Source organism: Achromobacter maghribensis (genome assembly GCF_057334215.1).
In genome coordinates this window covers 31,802-49,970 of the sequence record NZ_JBHFII010000017.1, presented here as the reverse complement: position 1 = coordinate 49,970, position 18,169 = coordinate 31,802, and the positions used below count along the sequence as shown (strand labels likewise).

Sequence of the window (18,169 nt, the reverse complement as noted above, 5' to 3'; positions counted from 1 at the left end):
ACTGGGTCGTGGTCGGCGCCACGCCGGAAGACATGGTGCGCCGTGGTTTCATCCCGGTCGGCGGCGATTTTCCGGTGTTCCTGCATCCGCGCACCAAAGAGGAATACGCGCTGGCGCGCACCGAGCGCAAGTCCGGGCGCGGCTACAAGGGGTTTACGTTCTACACCGGCGCCGACGTGACGCTGGAAGAAGACCTGCGCCGCCGCGACCTCACCGTCAACGCGATCGCCCAGACCCGGGACGGCCAACGCGTCGATCCCCTGGGCGGCGAAGCCGACGTGCGGGCGCGCGTGTTCCGCCATGTGGGCGAGGCGTTCCAGGAAGACCCGGTGCGCATCTTGCGGCTGGGCCGGTTCGCGGCGCGTTTCGATGATTTCACCGTGGCACCCGAAACGCTGGCGCTGTGCCGCCGCATGGTCGAGGCCGGCGAGGCCGACGCGCTGGTGGCCGAACGGGTCTGGAAGGAACTGTCGCGCGGTCTGATGGCGAAGAAACCGTCGCGAATGCTGGGCGTGCTGCAAGATTCCGGCGCGCTGGCCCGCGTGATGCCCGAACTGCAAGGGGTGGACGTCGTTGGCGCCGACGTGGACCGCGCCGCGGCCCTGCCGTTGTCGCTGGCGGGGCGTTACGCCTTGCTGTGCCGGCTGACGCCAGACCGCGACGCGCTGGGCCGGCGCATGCGGGTGCCCACCGAATGCAATGACTACGCGCGCTTGCTGCCCGACGTGCTGGCGGGTCTGGATGCGGCCGAAACGGGCGGCCCGGACGCACAGCTGGCGCTGATGGAACGTGCGGACGCGCTGCGAAAGCCCGAGCGGTTTTTCGACCTGTTGAAAACGGCTTCGGTGTTGCAGCCGGTGGACATGGCGGCGTGGCGGGCGCGGGCGGATGCCGTGCGCGGCGTGGATGCTGGTGCCATCGCCCGGGCCTGCGCGGGCGATCCCGCCCGCATCAAGGACAGCGTGCGCCAGGCACGGCTGGACCAGCTTCGGGCAGGCTGAAACCGCCCGCCCGGCGGCGCGAATCCGCGGCTACAGCTTGCCCAATCGGTCGCCGCGCGAGAACCCCGTCAGGGGCGCCGTCATGCCGCGGCCCACGGCCAGCACCTTGAAGAGTTCGCCCATTTCGGCTTCCGACAACAATTTCTGCACGGGCGCCACGGCCTGTGCGTACTGCTGGGCGTCCGACGGATCCAGTTGCGCCAGCAGGTCCATCAGCCCGGCGTTCATCAGAAAGCGGGCCTGCGACGTATAGCCCAGCACCTGCAGTCCGTGTTCCAGCGCCGCATCGGCCATGGCGGTGAAATCCACATGCGCGGTGATGTCCTGCAAGCCCGGGGCCGCGAAGGGGTCGCCGTGCGCGTGGTGCCGCAAGTGGCACATGAGCGTGCCGCCCGCGCGCTGCGGATGGTAGTACTCGCTGCGCGGAAAACCGTAATCCACCAGCAACGCCGCGCCGCGTTCCAGCCAACCGCCCATGGCGGCGATCCAGGCCTCGCCTTGCAGATTGATTTCCGACACGTAGCCGGGCAGCGCCGGCATGCGTGCGGCAACGGCTGAAGCCAGCGCGGGCGAGGCAGGCCGGTCTGCCCAGACGAAGCCGCCGTCCGCATCCAGCGCCACGCCGCGTTCCTGCACGGCGCCCGCCGCATCCCACGAGAACAGCGATACGGGCATGGCGTCCAGCACCTCGTTGGCCAGCACGCAGCCAGCGAACGCATGGGGCAGCGCGTCCAGCCATTGCACGCGGTCGCCGAAAGGCGCCAACCGCGCCGCCTGGCGGGCGCGCAGGTCGGCGGACACTTCCAAAATCAGGTATCGCGTCTGGGGCAGGCCCAGCGCATCGAGCTCGCGCAGCACGCCTTCGGCCAGCGCGCCGGTGCCTGCGCCAAATTCCAGCACGGCCTGCGTCTGTGTCTGGGCCAGCACCTGGGCCGCCTGGCGGGCGATCGTGCGGGCGAACAACGGCGTCAATTGCGGCGCGGTGACGAAGTCGCCGGCGGGCGCCTTGGTGTCGTCCTCGCCATCGGCCAGCTTGACGTTGCCGGCAGCGTAATAGCCCAGGCCCGGCGCATACAGGGCCTCTGCCATCCAGTGGTCGAACGGCAGCCAGCCGCCGTTGGCCGCGATGGCGGCGCGCAGGTGCGCGGCGGTGGCGTCGCGGTGTTCGCGGGCGGGGGCGGACAGCGGGGGAAGATTGGCGGGGGCGGGGCGTTGCATGGTCGAAGAAGGCGTGGTCATAGCCGCATTTTCCCAAAAAAAGAACGGTCACGCTGCGCGCATTTGCCACCCTGAAAACACAAACCCCGCGACGGGCGCGGGGTTTGTTTGGGGGTCAAGCGGGCGAATTAGCCGCGGCGGTCGGCCGGCTTGGCAAAGCGCTTGGCGGGGCCGCCGGGGCGCTTGTCGAACGAGGGCTTGGCGCCACGGAAACCGCCTTCAGGACGATCGCCGCCGCGGAAGCCGCCTTCACGCTGCGGACGGTCGCCAAAGCTGGGGCGATCACCGAAGCTCGGACGGGCGTCACGGGGAGCGCGCTCGCTGAACGGACGGGCGTCGCGCTGGGGGCGGTCACCAAAGCTGGGACGATCGCCGCCGAAGCTGGGACGCGCATCGCGGTCGCCGCCACGGAAGCCGCCTTCACGCGGGGGACGGTCGCCGAAGGGACGATTGCCCTGGTAGCCGCCTTCGCGCTGGGGACGATCACCGAAGCTGGGGCGGTCGCTGAACGAACGTGCCGGGCGGTCGCCGAAAGGACGATTGCCTTGGTAGCCGCCTTCGCGCGGTGCGCCGTCGCGGTTGCCCTGGTAACCACCTTCACGCGGCTTGAACTCGCCACGCGGGGCGCCGTCACGAGGGGCGAACGAACGACCTTCACGCGGTGCGCCGTCACGGTTGCCTTGGTAGCCGCCGCCTTCATGGCGCGAACCACCGAAACCACCAGGACGCTTGCCGAACGGCTTGCCGCCGCGCGGGGCGCCGCTGCCACCTGCGGACGGACGCGGCGTGCGCTTCGGTTCCAGGCCGGCGATCACTTCAGGGGTGATCGATTGGCCGATGTAGTGCTCGATACGGCGGACCTTGTGGCGCTCGGAGTGCGTTGCCAGCGTGAACGCCAGACCGCTGCGACCGGCACGGCCGGTACGGCCGATACGGTGCACGTAGTCTTCGGCTTGCATCGGCAGGTCGAAGTTGACGGCGTGGCTGATGCCTTGCACGTCGATGCCGCGGGCGGCCACGTCGGTGGCAACCAGGATGCGCAGCTGGCCGCGTTGCAGTTGCGACAGCGTACGGGTACGTTGGCGCTGGTTCATGTCGCCGTGCAGGGCAGCGGCGGCAAAGCCTTGGTCGGCCAGGCGGTCGGCCAGGTCATCGGCGCCGCGCTTGGTCGACGTGAAGACAATGGCTTGGTCCAGCTTGGCATCGCGCAACACGTGATCCAGCAGCTGCATCTTGTGGCTGGCATCGTCCGCGTACAGCAGGCTTTGCGTGATGTTGGTGTGCTTTTCCTTGGCGCCGGCCAATTCGATGCGTTGCGGGTCGCGCATCATTTTCGCAGCCAGCTTGGCGATCGTGCCGTCCAGCGTGGCCGAGAACAGCAGCGTCTGGCGGTCTTCCGGCAGGCGGCTGATGATGGTTTCGATATCCTCGATGAAGCCCATGTCCAGCATGCGGTCGGCTTCGTCCAGCACCAGCGTGTGCACGGTGTTCAGCTTGACGCGGCCCGATTGCAGGTGGTCGATCAGGCGGCCGGGGGTGGCGACCAGCACGTCAACGCGGCGCGACAGTGCCTTCAGTTGCGCGCCGTAAGGCATGCCGCCCACGACGGTCGCCGTACGCAGGTCAGCCAGCTTGCGGCCATACATATCGGTCGCTTCGGTGACTTGCAGGGCCAATTCGCGGGTCGGGGTCAGGACCAGCACTTGCACGCCGACGCCCTTGTTGGCGGGCATCTGGGCAATGCGGTGCAGGGCCGGCAGCATGAAGGCAGCGGTCTTGCCGCTACCCGTTTGCGCGGACACCATCAAATCGTGGCCGGCCAGCGCTTGCGGAATGGCAGCGGCTTGGACGGGGGTGGGGGTGCTGAAGCCAGCTTCTTGAACGGCCGACAACAGAGCGGGTGCAAGACCCAGGTTTTCGAAAGACATTACTTTCCCTTGCCGCAATCAATGCGACGCAGTGCTTGGTCGGGCCAGGGGATTAGGCGGCCGGATCCAGGCGACGGTTGATGGAGCATCGTGCCGACCGAATCAACCGTGCGCGTGGCGCGTTCTCGTATACAGAGTGGAACGCAGGGCGAAAGGAAAGGAGGTCAGGAATCGATGATAGTTCGGCATGGGGCCGGGGCGTAGGCTGCCCGGCAGACTGCAAAAAATTCCGCTAAATCAAGGCGGTAAATGCCGAACTCTTTTTGTGCAGTGCGACGATCATAACCCGAATTCGCCTTGCAGGGGAATTATTTTTTTGTCCAGTCCCCAATCAATAGGGTTTTTCCCTTGGTCCACCAGCCAGTCGTTGGTCGCCCGGAAGTGGCCGCAACCCAGAAAGGGCACGGGGGGCCTGCGGGCGGAAAGCGGGGAGGGGTGATTGGACATCAGGACCAGATGGCCGCTGTTGTCGGGAAGCAACAACCGTTTGGCCTGAGCATGGGCGCCCCACAGCAGGAAGGCCTTGGGCGAGGGGTCGCGGGCAACCAGCGAGATCAGCGCGTCGGTCACGGTTTCCCAGCCTCGTTTGGCGTGGGAAGCGGGCAGCCCGTCTTCCACCGTCAGCGCGGTGTTCAGCAGCAGCACGCCCTGGTCCGCCCACGGGCTCAGGTCGTTGCCCTGCGGCACCGGCGTGCCCGGAAATTCCTGCGCGATCTCGTTGAAGATGTTGCGCAGGCTGGGCGGACGCTTGCAATCGTCGGGCACCGAGAACGCCAGGCCCTGGGCCTGCCCGGGGCCGTGGTACGGGTCTTGTCCCAGGATCACGACACGCACGTCGGACGGCGCCAGCCCGTGCAGTGCCCGGAACGGCGTGGCGGGATAGACGCTGGCGCCCTCGGTCAGGCGTTGTTCGACGTGGGCGGTTATCGCGGCCAGCGCGTCGGCGACGGTGCTGTGTGCGAAAGCGGCGGCCCAGGCGTCGGGAAGTTGTGCCGTCTGGGCGGCAAGGGCGTGGGGAACGAGGCGGTTATCGATCGGCATGGCCGCGATTTTGGCATAGCCGGCCCGACGGAACACGCGGCCCGCCGCCGGAATCAGACTGGCCAACCCGCCTGCCGGTGGGCCGAATCCCAGAACATCCATTCCAGCTGGGCGGCGTGCGTGTAGGCCTGGTGCATGGCTTCGCGGGTGTGCGCCGAGGCGGTTTCGGCGGCGCGGTCCACCGAGGCGATCACGGCCCGCACCAACGCATGGAATTCGTCGCCGGCATACGTGTCGATCCATGCCGCGTAGGGATTGGGGCGCACCGCGTGCGCGTGGATCTCGCGGCCGATCTCGGCATAGATCCAGAAGCATGGCAGCAGCGCCGCCAGCGCCACCGGATACGGCGCGCTCCAGGCGGTGGCGATCAGGAAGCTGGTGTAGTGATGGCTGGCGGGCGTCAGCGGCGTGGCCTCGAAGGTGGCGGCATCGATGCCGAACTGTTTCATGAAGCCCGCATGCAGCGACCGCTCGGCCACGACGGCGCCTTTGGCCGCATCCGCGAACTGCACCACGCCGTCGGCGTCATCGGCTTTGGCGGCCGCGATCGCCAGGGCACGCCCGAACGCCACCAGGTAGTGCGCGTCCTGGATCATGTAGTGCTTGAATGCGTTCTCGTCGAGCTGGCCGCTGGCCAGTTCCCGGTTGAACGGCATGTCGCGTGTTTTTTCGTAGAGCGCGGCGTTGCGCGCCCACGCGTCAGAACTGAAAGACATGGGATTCCTTGTATTTGCGTGCGGTTATTGCGCGCGGTGCTTGCTTGTACCCGCCGTGGCTGACCACGAACCTTCCCGTGGCTGACCACGAACCTTCTTTACCACGTCTGCTTCGCGGATGCCCAATTCGCGGGCCTGCCCGATTTGCCGGCAACCCCGTCCGCGCGGTCGGGTTCAGGCCGGCGATCCGACCGCGGCTTGCCGGTAATATCTGACCCGTTGCGGCGGCTGGATCCTTCCAGATGCCTTTACTTCTTGCGGGCGGTCATCGGCGTGGCATCAGATTTCATCCAGCTTTTTTCGGGTGCGGCGGTTCGCGTGGCGCTATGCGCCGGCGTTCTGCTTGCGGGGTCGCCCGCGCAGGCGGCGCACATCGTGGTGGATACCGGGCACACGCTCAGCCGGCCGGGCGCGACGGGCGCCAGCGGGCGGGTGGAATACCTGTACAACCTGGACGTCAGCAACCTGGTGGCAGCAGATCTACGCGCCGCCGGCGACCGCGTGACCCAGGTGGCGGCCAATGGCGCGGAAGTGGAATTGGGCAAGCGGTCACGGGTGGCGCCAACGGCGGATCTTTTCGTGTCGATCCACCACGATTCGATGCAGCAGCAGTTCATCGACGCGGGTCGCCAGCGCGAGTTCGCGGGCTTCGCCGTGTTCGTGTCCGAACGCAATCCCAAGTACGCGCAGAGCCTGCGCTGCGCGAGCGCCATTGCCGAGGCGCTGATCGCAGCCGGGGAAAAGCCCTCGCTGTATCACGCGGAGCCCATCGCCGGCGAAAACCGGCCGCTGATAGACCGCCGGCTGGGCGTGCACCGCTTCGACGGTCTGGCCGTGCTGAAGACGGCGCCCATGCCCGCCGTGTTGGTGGAGGTGGGCGTGATCGTGAATCCGGACGAAGAGCGCCGGCTGGCCCGCCCTGAAGTCATTCAACGGGCCGCGCAGGCCATCGCACGCGGGGCCCGCGCCTGCCAGCAGCCCTAACCCAACGCGGGTTCTGCCGGCGGGCTGCTCATGCGCAGCAGCAGGAAGCCGATCACCGCCGAGGCAAGCGATCCTGTCAGCACGCCGATCTTGGTGGCGTCCACGGTGGCCGCATCGGTAAAAGCCAGCGCGCCAATGAAGAGGCTCATGGTGAAGCCGATGCCGCACAGCAGCGCCACGCCGTACAGCTGCGTGAACGAGGCATGCCGGGGCAGGCTGGCGACGCCTGCTTTGATGGCGAGCCAGGCAAAGCCGAACACGCCCAGCTGCTTGCCCAGGAACAAGCCCAGCGCCACGCCCAGCGGCACCGGTTGCGCCAGGCTGGCCAAGCCCATGCCGGCAAACGACACGCCGGCGTTGGCGAAGCCGAAGATGGGCACGATGAGCAAGGCCACGGGCTTGTGCAATACGTGTTCCAGGTCGTGCAGCGGCGAATGTACCTCCGGCTTGCCCGCGTTGCGCGGCCGCAGCGGAATGGTCAGCGCCAGCGCCACGCCGGCCAGGGTGGCATGCACGCCGGACTTCAGCACGAAATACCACAGCACGGCGCCGATCAGCAGGTACGGGGTCAGCCGCAGCACGCCCGCGCGGTTCAGGCAGAACAGGCAAGCCAGCAAGGCGCCGGCCATGACCAGCGCGAAGACGTTCAATTGCGAGGTATAGAACAGCGCAATGATGATGATGGCGCCCAGGTCGTCCAGGATCGCCAGCGCGGTCAGGAAGATTTTCAGGGACGTCGGCACGCGGCTGCCCAGCAGCGCCAGGATGCCCAGCGCGAAGGCGATGTCGGTGGCTGCGGGGATGGCCCAGCCGCGCAGGGTGTCGGGGCTGCCCAGGTTGATCAGCACGTAGATCAGCGCCGGCGCCGCCATGCCGCCCAGTGCAGCGATGCCGGGCAGGATGATGCGCGCGGCGCCGCGCAATTGGCCGTCCAGCACTTCGCGCTTGATTTCCAACCCCACCAGCAGGAAGAACACGGCCATCAGGCCGTCGTTGATCCAGTGCAGCACGGTTTCCTTGAGCACGACTGGCCCGGCCTGAAAGCCCAGCTTGGTGCCCAGCATATCGAAGTAGACCGGCGCGGCCGGACTGTTGGCGATGATCAGGGCGGCCAGGGCGGCGGCCATGAGGACATAGCCACCCAGTGCTTCGGATTGCAGGAATGCCTGAAGGAATGAAGGGGGGCGGGAATGGGGCGGAACCTGCTGGTTCACTGGGCCTCCTTGGTCATATTTTGTTAACATGGCGGGCTAGGCTGAATTTTAGCTGAATCAAATATCAGTGACAGGTCTATTCGGGCGAACGTCGGCGAATTTCATGCTAATTAGCGCAAAAAATCGTCGGCATCGCCAAGACGCGGCGGCCCCAATTGCGGCAAGTACGCGGTGACACCCCAAGGGATTCCGGCTAAATTCCGAAGCTCGGTGTCTCTTTATGTAAAATAATATTTCGTTTAATTTCAAGAAACCCGGTTTTCTTGAGTATTTCGACCCATTTTTGACCAGTCCGTGGCTAGCGACGCCGCCTGGCGACAACGGCTAGCACATGACCCTGCCTTCCCTATCCGTGCTGATCTACACGCCCGCAAAACCGGGCGCCACCAGGCGCCTGGTCGACGTGGGAACGTCGTTGGATGCGCCTGCCGTCCAGCCTTCGCATGGCTGCTATCAGCTCCAGCGGCTGGTGCCCAGCATGCGCCTTTTGACATGGCAACGCGAGGGCGCGCGCTTTGATCTTTCGCGTAGTGGCCGAATCCACGTATGGACGGGGCATCAGCTGACGGCGGCCGAGCCTGCGCCAGACGGCCAGCCGCGGGCCGCCGCATCGTTGGAGCCGGACGACGTCACCTATCTCGAAGCCTACCTGCTGCTGCAGCACCGCCACGGGAACGATCTTAACGACGCAGAGGGTACTTGCCATGACGCACATTCCCGCTGAATCGCCTGTCGGCCACGCCGGCGCCCGTCTGCGCATTCTGCATACCGAGGCCGCCACGTCTTTCGGCGGGCAGGAATTCTGCATTTATAAAGAGATGATCGCCATGCGTGACCGCGGTCATCACCTTGAGCTGGTCTGCCAGCCCGGGGCAGAGCTGGGAGACCGTCTGGACGAGGCCGGGTTCACCGTGCACCGCATCGTCATGGACGGCGCCGGCAACTTCGTGCGCGGCGTGGCGTTCGTGCGGCGCCTGCTGCGGGGCGGGCGCTTCGATGTGCTGAACACCCACAGCCGTCGTGACACCGTGCTGGCCGCCATGGCCGCGCGCCTGGCCGGCACGCCGTTGATCGTGCGCACGCGGCATCTGGCCAAACCCATCAATTCCCTCTACGCCTATACCTGGCTGGCGCATCGGGTCATTGCCGTCAGCCGCTATGTGCGAAAGCAATTGCTGGACGGCGGGGCACGGCCAGAGTCGGTCGCCACCATCCACTCTCCGATCGTATTGCCGCAGCTGCGCGAAGGCGCTTGCGTGCGCCGTGAACTGGGCTTGCCGCCGGATGCGCTGGTGGTGGGCTGCGTGGCCGTGATGCGGGCCGAAAAAGGGCATGGCGATCTGATCGACGCGTTCCACCAGGTGTCCGTGCGCTACCCGTCGGCGCACCTGGTCCTGGTGGGCGACGGCATGCCGCTGTTCGATCAACTGCGCGCGAAGGCGTCGGCGCTAGGGTTGGCGGACCGGGTGCATTTCACCGGCCGCCGCCAGGATATCGGCAATGTGCTGACGGCCCTGGACGTGTTCGCCTTGCCGACGCATCGCGAGGCCCTGGGCACGGTGTTCATCGAAGCGGCCGCGATGGGCGTGCCCGTCATCGGCACGGAAGTTGGCGGGGTTCCGGAAACCATGCAGCCCGGCGTGACCGGGTTGCTGGTGCCGCCGCGCGATCCTGCCGCGCTGGCCGCCGCGTTGGAAACGCTGTTGGCGGACCCGGCCATGCGCCGCCGGATGGGCGATGCGGGCCGTGAACGAATTCGGGGCCAGGGCCTGTTCTCCGCGGAACGCACCGCAGGGTTGGTGGAAGACGCCTACACGCACTGGCTGGCCGAACTGCGCCGGCCCGCGCGCGCGGGCTGAAGCGGACCCGGCCCCGGACCTGCCGGCCCGGGCCAGCGTTCAATGCCGGGGTCAGTGCATAAGCAGCGCGTTCATCGCTTCAATCACGCGATTGCGGTAGCGGGGCAGCAGGGCTTGCGTGCGTGCCTGGCGGTCGCGCCATTCCGCAGGCTCCGATCCCGCCGCGACACGAGGCGCCGCCCATATCGGATCGGGAAAATGGCGGTCGCCACGCCAGCGTGGAATGACATGCCAATGCAGATGCGGCACCATGTTGCCCAATGACGCCAGATTGATCTTGTCTGGCGTCAGCACCGCTTGCTGCGCTTCTTCCACCGCGTACACGGCGCGCATCAGCAGGTCTCGCCCATGCGTGGACAGGCTTGTCATTTCAGCCAGATGGGCGTTCCAGACGACCCGCGTGAAGCCGGGATAGTCGGCATCGGCGACTTCGATCACACGTAAGTGCGGACCGCGCCACAGCAGCGTGCCACCGTCTTCCTGGCACAGGGGACAGTTAGGATCGCGTGCGCTCAAGCCAGCACCTTGCGATACTGAATGAAGCCGGAGCGGTCCGCGATGCGGTCGTACAACTGCATGGCAGTCGCGTTGGTTTCGTGGGTCAGCCAGTACACCCGGGCGCAATTGTTGTCCGCAGCCTGCGCGTAGACGTGTTCGATCAGCTTGCGGCCCGCGCCCGTGCCGCGCACGTCCGGGTCCACATACAGGTCTTGCAGGTAGCAGTAGTCGCCCGCGGTCCAGGTGGACCGGTGGAAAGTCCAGTGCACCATGCCGACGGCCCGGCCGCTTTCATAGGCAAGCGCCGCGTGCATGGGTTCGGCAGGGTCCAGGAAACGGGCCCAGGTGTTGCGGGTGACGGCGTCGTCGATGCTGACGCGGTAGAAATCCTGGTAGCCCTTCCACAAGGGCAGCCAGACTTCGAAGTCGGCGGCGACGATGGGGCGGATATCGGCGGTGCTCATGGCGCAGGGCCTCCTGTGAGGTTCAGAGTTGGTTTTCCATCGCTTCGACGACGTGTCGCAGCACTTGAAGGCGAGCGTAGCGCTTGTCGTTGGCGGACACCAGATGCCAGGGCGCGTGCGCCACATCGGTACGGGCCAGCATCTCGTTGGTTGCCGCCGCGTATTCCTTCCATTTATCGCGATTGCGCCAGTCGTCGGGTGTGATCTTGAAATTCTTGAACGGCGATTTCTCGCGCTCTTTGAAGCGTTCCAACTGCACGTCGGCCGTCACGGCCAGCCAGAATTTCAGTACGATCGCGCCGCTTGCCGCGAGTTGTCCCTCGAAGTCGTTGATCTCGGCATATGCGCGGCGCCAGTGGGCGGGCGCGATCAGCTTCTCGACCCGTTCGACCAGGACGCGGCCGTACCACGAGCGGTCGAAGATCGCGACGCGGCCGTGGCGCGGCAGTTGGCGCCAGAAGCGCCACAGGTAGGGGCGCGACAGCTCGTAGCTGTTTGGCGCCGCCACGGGGGTGATGTCGAACTGCCGGGCGTCCAGCGCGTGGGTCACACGCCGGATGGCGCCGCCCTTGCCGGCTGCGTCCTGTCCTTCGAACACCAGCACCAGGGAGCGGTCCTGGAATTTACTGGACCGGGCCGCACGCGCCAGCCGGCCTTGCAGCAAGCCAAGTTCGGACTCGTAGTCGGCTTTGTCGACGCGGGCGTCGTAATCCAGTTCACCCAGCCGGTCGACGATGCGGGTAGTCGTGGAATGCGCCAGGAACGACTGCGGGATGCGGGGCACGCCGCGCTGGCGCATCGCCGTCAACACGGCTTCGGCGGTGCGGGCGGAACGCATGTTCTCGTCAGCGCTGGGGATGATCACCCAGGGCGCGTGGCCGCTGTCGGTATGGTTCACCACGACCTGGCCGCCGGCGCGGATGCGGTCGTATTTCTTGTAGACCTTCAAGTCGACGGGGCTGACCTGCCAGGATGTCTCGGGGCTGGCCAGGAGCCGCTGCGCGCGCTCTTCTTGCGCCTTGGACGACAGGTGGAACCACAGCTTGACGATCTGCACGCCCTCGGCAGCCAGCATCGCCTCGAAGCGGCGGATCGCGGCGGCGCGCGCTTCGATGGCTTCGTGATCGGGCTTCTTGCGGGCGGCTTCGATGATCAGCGGCGCGTACCAGGACCCGAACACGATGCCGGTGCTGCCCTTGGGCGGCAGGTCTTTCCAATAGCGCCAGAATGGCGGGCGGTCCTGCTCGTCGCCTTCCGGCGGGCCGTATGCCAGTGTCTTGATGTGGCGCGGGTCCATCCATTCGTTCAGCAGGTTGACCGTGGCGCCCTTGCCGGCGCCGTCGATCCCCGCCACTACGATCAGCAGCGTCTTGTCCGCTTGTTCAAGGCGCCGGTATTGCGCGTTGAGCAGGGCGACGCGCAGCCTCGCTTCCAGCGGCTTGAATTCCTCTTTGGAAAGGCTGGGGTCTTTTTCGGCTTCTGCGAACATGAGGGATCCGTCTGATCGGCAATCGGTAGTTCGGCCGATCTTGCGGGATAAGCGCCCGGCGCGCAAGTGCGGCAAGGCCGCCCGGTCAGAGCGCGTCGATGGGAATTTTCAGGTAACGCACCCCATTGTCTTCCGGCGGTGGCAGATGGCCTGCGCGGATGTTCACCTGGATGGCGGGCAGGATCAAGGTGGGCATGGACAGGGTCGCGTCGCGCCGGGTGCGCATCGCGACGAAGTCGTCTTCGCTGATGCCGTCATGAACATGGATGTTGGCGGCCCGCTGTTCGGCCACCGAGGTCTGCCAATGGGCCTCGCGCGCCGGGGGCGGGTAATCGTGGCACATGAACAGCCGCGTGTCGCCGGGCAGGCGCAGCAGCCGCTGGATCGATCGGTACAGCTCGTGTGCGTCGCCACCGGGGAAGTCGCAGCGGGCCGTGCCCACGTCAGGCATGAACATCGTGTCGCCCACGAACGCGGCGTCGCCGACCAGATAGGCCATATCGGCCGGCGTGTGCCCCGGCACGTGGATCGCGGTGGCTTCCAGCGCGCCGATGCGGAAGGTTTCGCCGTCGGCGAACAGGTGGCCGAACTGCGAGCCGTCCAGCTGGAATTCCGGCTCCAGGTTGAAAATCTGCTTGAACACGCCCTGCACGGTGCGGATGCTCTGCCCGATGGCGATGACGCCGCCCAACTGCCGCTGCAGGTAAGGAGCGGCGGACAGGTGGTCGGCATGGGCGTGCGTTTCAAGCAGCCATTGGACGGTTAGCCCTTGCTCGCGCACGTAGGCCGCCACGCGGTCGGCGCTGGCGGTGCTGCTGCGTCCGGACTTGGGGTCGTAGTCCAACACCGAATCGATGATCGCGCAGACGCTGCCGTCGTGCACGACGTAGGTGACCGTGGCGGTGACGGGATCGAAAAACGCTTGTACGTGGGGATTCATGGCCGCCCGCTGATAACAATATATATATTTAAATAATATTGTTTGATAATTTATCCGTCAATATAATGATTGGCTTCTGTACGACCTGTCTATCCGCCTTATGAATGCCGCCCTGACCGAATGCGAACTTGCCGTCCTGCGAGAATCCGCCGCCCAGGCTTGCGCACTGCTCAAAGCGCTGGCCAACGAAGACCGCCTGCTGCTGCTGTGCCAATTGGTGCAGCAGGAACGCAACGTCGGTGAACTGGAATCGTTGACCGGCATCCGTCAGCCGACGTTGTCCCAGCAACTGGGCGTGCTGCGCGACGAAGGGCTGGTGACGACGCGCCGCGACGGCAAGTACGTGTACTACCAAATGGCCAGTTTTGAAGTCAGCCAGGTCATGAAAACGCTATCCAGTTTGTACTGCGGCCGCGCGCTGGAGTCACTAGCATGAGTCTGGACTGGGCCGCCTTCACACCGGCGCCCGCCACGGCGGGCGGCTTGCTGATCGGCGCCGCGGCCGTGCTGCTGATGGCGGGGGCGGGACGCATCGCGGGCATCAGCGGCATGCTTGGCGGCTTGCTGCCACCCCAGCGCGACAGCCTGTGGCGCGTGGCGTTCCTGTTTGGCCTGTGCGCGTCGCCGTGGGTGTACCAGCTGGGGGCGGCGCTGCCGGCGGTCACCGTGGACGCGGGCACGCCGCGCCTGATCGTCGCCGGCCTGTTGGTGGGCATCGGCACCCGTTTCGCATCGGGCTGCACCAGCGGCCACGGCGTCTGTGGCCTGTCGCGCGGATCGCGGCGGTCATTCGCGGCCACCGCCTTTTTCATGGCGGCGGGCTTCGCCATGGTGTATGCCGTGCGACATCTGGCAGGGGGCTGACATGATTGCGTTGATCGCTTTTGCATCGGGCCTGGTCTTCGGGCTGGGCCTGATCGTGTCGGGCATGGCCAACCCGGCCAAGGTACTGGGCTTCCTGGATATCGCGGGCGACTGGGATCCGTCGCTGGCGTTCGTGATGGGCGGCGCGGTGCTGGTCACGGCGGCAGGCTTCGCCGTGCTGCGCCGCCGCCGCGCCAGTGCGTCCGGCGAGCCGATGCACTGGCCCACGGCCACCCGCATCGACCTGCGTCTGGCCGCCGGCAGCCTGGCGTTCGGCGCGGGCTGGGGGCTGGCGGGATTTTGTCCGGGGCCTGCACTGGTGGCCGCTTCGGCGGGCGTGACCGAGGCGTTGATCTTCGTAGCCGCCATGTTGGCCGGCATGGGGATATTCTCGGCGTTCGAACATTTCAACAGCCGGTAGACCGGCGCGGAGACAGACATGCCCCAAGCACCGTCGGCAGCACAGGCGTCCGCTGATTTCGATGTGGTGGTGGTGGGTGGGGGCGCGGCCGGCATCGGCGTGACCGCCAGCCTGCTGCGGCGCCGGCCGGACCTGCGCATCGCCGTCATCGAACCCAGCGACAAGCACTACTACCAGCCCGCGTGGACGCTCGTGGGCGGCGGTGCGTTCGACGTGAAAAAGACCGTGCGCCCGACCCGTTCGGTGATGCCGTCGCGCGCCACGTGGCTGCACGCGGCGGCGGCGGGATTCGAGCCGCAAGCGAACCGGGTACGGCTGGCGGACGGTGGCAGCGTGACCTACCAGCAGTTGATCGTGTGTCCTGGCCTGCGGCTGGCCTGGGACAAGATCGACGGCCTGTCCGATGCGCTCGGCAAACACGGGGTCACCTCCAACTACCGCTACGATCTGGCGCCCTACACCTGGGAATCGGTGCGGTCGATGAAAGAAGGGCAGGCGCTGTTCACCCAGCCCGCCATGCCGATCAAATGCGCAGGTGCGCCGCAAAAGGCCATGTACCTGGCCTGCGATCATTGGCGCCGCGTTGGCGTGCTGGGTCGCATGCAGGTCGAATTCGACCTGGCCGGCGCGGCGCTGTTCGGCGTGCCGGCATTCGTGCCGCCGCTGATGCGCTACGTCGAAAGCTATGGCATCGATCTGGCCTTCAACTCTACGTTGGTGGCGGTGGACGGCCCGGCCCGCAAGGCCTGGTTCGACAGGAAGGGCGCCGATGGCGCCGTGTCCCGCGTGGAGAAGTCCTTCGGCATGCTGCACGCCGTGCCACCGCAAGTGCCGCACGACGTGGTGCGCGACAGCGCGCTGGCGGATGCGGCAGGCTGGTGCGAGGTTGACCCCGGCACCTTGCGCCACGTGCGTTTCGACAATGTGTTTGGCCTGGGCGACGGCATCAGCACCAGCAATGCCAAGACGGCGGCCGCCGCGCGCAAGCAGATCGTCACCGTGGCCGAAAACCTGATCGCCCTGCGCGAAGGCCACGCCATGCCGGTCACCTACGACGGCTATGGCTCATGCCCATTGACGGTCGAGCGCGGCCGTATCGTGCTGGCCGAGTTCGGCTATGGCGGAAAACTGCTGCCTACGTTTCCGCTGGACCCGACCGTGCCCCGCAAGAGCGCCTGGTTCCTGAAGGCCACGTTGCTGCCGTGGATCTACTGGAACGGCATGCTGCGCGGCCGCGAATGGCTCGCGCGGCCGCTGGGCAACTAAGCGAGGCGCTACTCGTAGGTGCGCACGTCGTCGATGACCTTGCCGTCGTTCGGCAGGCCGTCGGCGTCCACCCATTCCACGTCGGCGCGCAGCTTGGTCACGTCGCGCACGGAGTCGGCGATACGCTGGGACAGCTCTTCGCCGCGCACGCGCGCATCCACCTTCAGCACCATGCGGTCCGATCCGGTGGTGCCGCTGATGACCAGGCGCGCGCGCAGGATTTCAGGATGGCGCCGCACCACGTCGGCGACTTGCGACGGATGCACGAACATGCCGCGCACCTTGGTGGTCTGGTCCGCGCGCCCCATCCAGCCCTTGATGCGCGTGTTGGTGCGCCCGCACGGCGAGATGCCGGGCATGACCGCCGACAGGTCGCCGGTGCCGAAGCGCACCAGCGGATAGTCGGGGTTCAAGGTGGTGACGACCACTTCGCCGACTTCGCCGTCGGGCACGGGCTCGCCGGTCCCGGGGCGCACGATCTCGACAATGATGTCTTCGCCCAGCACCAGTCCCTGGCGGGCGGGCGTCTCGAAGGCAATCATGCCCAGGTCGGCGCTGCCGTAGGCCTGGTAGCCTTCGATGCCGCGGGCCGCCAGCCAGTCGCGCAACGACGGCGGGAAGGCCTCGCCGGACACCAGTGCGCGCCGCAGCGAATCCAGCTTCACCCCCAGCTCGTCGGATTTCTCCAGGATGATCTTCAGGAAGCTGGGCGTACCCGTGTAGCCGCTGGGCGCCAGGTCCTGGATGGCGCGCACCTGTTGTTCGGTCTGGCCCGTGCCGCCGGGGAAGACCGTGCATCCCACGGCATGCGCCGCCGTCTCCATCATGGAGCCGGCCGGCGTGAAGTGATAGGAAAAACAGTTGTACGCCAGTTCGCCGGCGCGAAAGCCCGCCGCGTACAGGGCGCGAGCGAAGCGCCAGTAGTCGGCGCGCACGCTTTCCGGTTCGTAGATGGGGCCGGGCGAGGCGAACACGCGCATCGCTTCGCCCCAGCCGATCGCCGAGAATCCACCAAAGGCCTTGGCGGGGCCGGCGGGCGTCGCCGCATCGTCACGGCTGTGCTGCTGGCGTTCCAGCAGTTCGTGCTTGCGCAGCACGGGCAGCCGGGCCAGCGCCGCGCGCGACGTGATGGTGGCGGGATCAATGCCGCGAAGCTGCTCGGCGATCGCCGGCGCGCGCGCCATCGCCCGTGTGATCGCGCCGGGCAAGGCGGCCATCAGCTCGCGCTCGCGTTGCTCGGGCGCTCGGGTTTCCAGAACATCGAAAAACTCGGACATGGGATCGCACCCTCTCGTGTGCCGTACTGCGGTGTCGTTGCCGGCCGGGCGCCGGTCCACACCGGCGCTGCCGCTCCAGGGATCAGGCCAGCCAGCGTTTGCGGCGGCGATAGAACTTGTTGTCGCGGAAACTCTTTCTTTCGCCGCTGGAAATGCCCAGATAAAACTCTTTCACGTCCTCGTTCTGGGCCAGGTCCAGCGCGGCGCCGTCCATCATCACCCGCCCGTTTTCCAGGATGTAGCCGTAGTCGGCATACCGCAGCGCGATGTTGGTGTTCTGTTCGGCCAGCAGGAAGCTCACGCGTTCGCGCTGGTTCAGGTCGCGCACGATCTCGAAAATTTCTTCCACGATCTGCGGGGCCAGGCCCATGGACGGTTCGTCCAGCAGGATCATGTTGGGGTTGGCCATCAGGGCGCGGCCGATGGCAGTCATCTGCTGTTCGCCGCCCGACGTATAGCCGGACTGGCTGCTGCGGCGCTGCTTCAGGCGCGGGAAATACTGGTAGACGCGCTCCAGCGCGGCTGCGGTGTCGCCGCGGCTCATGCTGCGGGTGTAGGCGCCCGTCAGCAGGTTCTCTTCAATGGTGAGGTGGGCGAAGCAATGCCGGCCTTCCATCACCTGCACGACGCCGCGCTTGACCAGTTCCGACGGGGACAGCCTTTCGATGCGCTGGCCGCGGTATTGAATATGGCCCTTGGTAACGTCGCCGCGCTCGCCCTTGAGCAAGTTCGAGATGGCGCGCAAAGTGGTGGTCTTGCCAGCGCCGTTGGCGCCCAGCAACGCCACGATCTTGCCTTCGGGCACTTGCAGGGACACGCCCTTGAGCACCAGGATGACGTGGTTGTAGATCACCTCGATCCCGTTCACGTCGAGCAGCACCTTGGGCGCGTCGGCGGCGGGGGAAGCGGCGGGTGCAGCGGTAGAGGCGGCAGTTGTTGCAGCGGTCATGACGATTCCTGCGGCGTGGTGGGGGGGGGGGGGGGGGGGG

The 18,169-nt window shown here is 66.7% G+C and carries 19 protein-coding genes; 8 read left to right on the top strand and 11 right to left on the bottom strand.

What is annotated here, in order from left to right; translation table 11 throughout:
- The coding region (locus ACE039_RS07025) for a tRNA nucleotidyltransferase/poly(A) polymerase-related protein (protein WP_485821992.1) at window positions 1–1,001 on the top strand (1,001 nt) is incomplete at its 5' end.
- Between the two features lie 30 nt (window positions 1,002–1,031).
- Here the strand turns inward: ACE039_RS07025 and ACE039_RS07020 are convergent.
- From ACE039_RS07020 to tenA, 4 genes are all read right to left on the bottom strand, one after another.
- The gene (locus ACE039_RS07020; RefSeq protein WP_485821991.1) at window positions 1,032–2,240 is read right to left on the bottom strand and encodes a class I SAM-dependent methyltransferase; all 1,209 of its coding nucleotides are present in this window, start codon (window positions 2,238–2,240) and stop codon (window positions 1,032–1,034) included.
- Window positions 2,241–2,347: 107 nt separating this feature from the next.
- Window positions 2,348–4,147 (bottom strand): DEAD/DEAH box helicase, encoded by a 1,800-nt coding sequence (locus ACE039_RS07015; protein ID WP_105555852.1) that lies wholly within the window; start codon window positions 4,145–4,147, stop codon window positions 2,348–2,350.
- Between the two features lie 279 nt (window positions 4,148–4,426).
- Complete coding sequence (locus ACE039_RS07010; RefSeq protein WP_485821990.1) at window positions 4,427–5,188, bottom strand: uracil-DNA glycosylase; 762 nt, start codon at window positions 5,186–5,188, stop codon at window positions 4,427–4,429.
- 53 nt (window positions 5,189–5,241) lie between these two features.
- Window positions 5,242–5,904 carry a thiaminase II gene (tenA, locus tag ACE039_RS07005; protein ID WP_485821989.1) on the bottom strand — a complete coding sequence of 221 codons (663 nt, stop codon included), beginning with the start codon at window positions 5,902–5,904 and terminating at the stop codon, window positions 5,242–5,244.
- Between the two features lie 273 nt (window positions 5,905–6,177).
- Between tenA and ACE039_RS07000 the strand changes: the two genes are divergently transcribed.
- The gene (locus ACE039_RS07000) at window positions 6,178–6,888 is read left to right on the top strand and encodes an N-acetylmuramoyl-L-alanine amidase family protein (protein WP_485821988.1); all 711 of its coding nucleotides are present in this window, start codon (window positions 6,178–6,180) and stop codon (window positions 6,886–6,888) included.
- Here the strand turns inward: ACE039_RS07000 and nhaA are convergent.
- Window positions 6,885–8,132: a Na+/H+ antiporter NhaA gene (gene nhaA / locus ACE039_RS06995; protein ID WP_485821987.1), complete on the bottom strand. Its 1,248-nt coding sequence runs from the start codon at window positions 8,130–8,132 to the stop codon at window positions 6,885–6,887. The two genes, ACE039_RS07000 and nhaA, sit on opposite strands and share 4 nt — an antisense overlap.
- Window positions 8,133–8,433: 301 nt before the next feature.
- On the opposite strand from nhaA, the gene ACE039_RS06990 reads away from it, so the two are divergent.
- Both ACE039_RS06990 and ACE039_RS06985 read left to right on the top strand, forming a co-directional pair.
- Entirely contained in the window at window positions 8,434–8,826 is a 393-nt protein-coding gene (locus ACE039_RS06990) for a hydrogenase (RefSeq protein WP_485821986.1), read from the top strand.
- Window positions 8,807–9,961, top strand: a complete 1,155-nt coding sequence (locus ACE039_RS06985; RefSeq protein ID WP_485821985.1) for a glycosyltransferase — start codon at window positions 8,807–8,809, stop codon at window positions 9,959–9,961. The genes ACE039_RS06990 and ACE039_RS06985 overlap by 20 nt, the downstream gene beginning before the upstream one ends.
- 51 nt (window positions 9,962–10,012) lie before the next feature.
- On the opposite strand, the gene ACE039_RS06980 is transcribed toward ACE039_RS06985, so the two are convergent.
- The 4 genes from ACE039_RS06980 to ACE039_RS06965 form a co-directional block, all read right to left on the bottom strand.
- Window positions 10,013–10,477: an HIT family protein gene (locus tag ACE039_RS06980; protein WP_448712163.1), complete on the bottom strand. Its 465-nt coding sequence runs from the start codon at window positions 10,475–10,477 to the stop codon at window positions 10,013–10,015.
- Window positions 10,474–10,923, bottom strand: a complete 450-nt coding sequence (locus ACE039_RS06975) for a GNAT family N-acetyltransferase (RefSeq protein ID WP_485821984.1) — start codon at window positions 10,921–10,923, stop codon at window positions 10,474–10,476. The genes ACE039_RS06980 and ACE039_RS06975 overlap by 4 nt, the downstream gene beginning before the upstream one ends.
- A gap of 22 nt (window positions 10,924–10,945) precedes the next feature.
- A complete protein-coding gene (gene pap / locus ACE039_RS06970; protein WP_485821983.1) occupies window positions 10,946–12,412 on the bottom strand; it encodes a polyphosphate:AMP phosphotransferase in 1,467 nt (488 codons plus the stop codon).
- An 85-nt stretch (window positions 12,413–12,497) separates the two neighbouring features.
- Window positions 12,498–13,352 (bottom strand): MBL fold metallo-hydrolase, encoded by an 855-nt coding sequence (locus ACE039_RS06965; RefSeq protein WP_448712169.1) that lies wholly within the window; start codon window positions 13,350–13,352, stop codon window positions 12,498–12,500.
- A gap of 100 nt (window positions 13,353–13,452) precedes the next feature.
- On the opposite strand from ACE039_RS06965, the gene ACE039_RS06960 reads away from it, so the two are divergent.
- From ACE039_RS06960 to ACE039_RS06945, 4 genes are read left to right on the top strand one after another with little or no spacing between them, the layout of a single operon-like run.
- On the top strand, window positions 13,453–13,788 hold the full coding sequence (locus ACE039_RS06960) for an ArsR/SmtB family transcription factor (protein WP_105555862.1): 336 nt from the start codon (window positions 13,453–13,455) through the stop codon (window positions 13,786–13,788).
- The gene (locus ACE039_RS06955; protein ID WP_485821982.1) at window positions 13,785–14,216 is read left to right on the top strand and encodes a YeeE/YedE family protein; all 432 of its coding nucleotides are present in this window, start codon (window positions 13,785–13,787) and stop codon (window positions 14,214–14,216) included. The genes ACE039_RS06960 and ACE039_RS06955 overlap by 4 nt, the downstream gene beginning before the upstream one ends.
- A 1-nt stretch (window position 14,217) precedes the next feature.
- Window positions 14,218–14,637 (top strand): DUF6691 family protein, encoded by a 420-nt coding sequence (locus tag ACE039_RS06950; RefSeq protein ID WP_313461274.1) that lies wholly within the window; start codon window positions 14,218–14,220, stop codon window positions 14,635–14,637.
- An 18-nt stretch (window positions 14,638–14,655) separates the two neighbouring features.
- Window positions 14,656–15,903 (top strand): NAD(P)/FAD-dependent oxidoreductase, encoded by a 1,248-nt coding sequence (locus ACE039_RS06945; protein ID WP_448712175.1) that lies wholly within the window; start codon window positions 14,656–14,658, stop codon window positions 15,901–15,903.
- Window positions 15,904–15,911: 8 nt separating this feature from the next.
- Here the strand turns inward: ACE039_RS06945 and ACE039_RS06940 are convergent, their stop codons facing one another.
- Together ACE039_RS06940 and ACE039_RS06935 are read right to left on the bottom strand one after the other, a co-directional pair.
- A complete protein-coding gene (locus ACE039_RS06940) occupies window positions 15,912–17,180 on the bottom strand; it encodes a phenylacetate--CoA ligase family protein (RefSeq protein WP_105555866.1) in 1,269 nt (422 codons plus the stop codon).
- 82 nt (window positions 17,181–17,262) lie between these two features.
- Window positions 17,263–18,129: an ABC transporter ATP-binding protein gene (locus ACE039_RS06935; RefSeq protein WP_233213798.1), complete on the bottom strand. Its 867-nt coding sequence runs from the start codon at window positions 18,127–18,129 to the stop codon at window positions 17,263–17,265.
- Window positions 18,130–18,169: the final 40 nt, after the last annotated feature.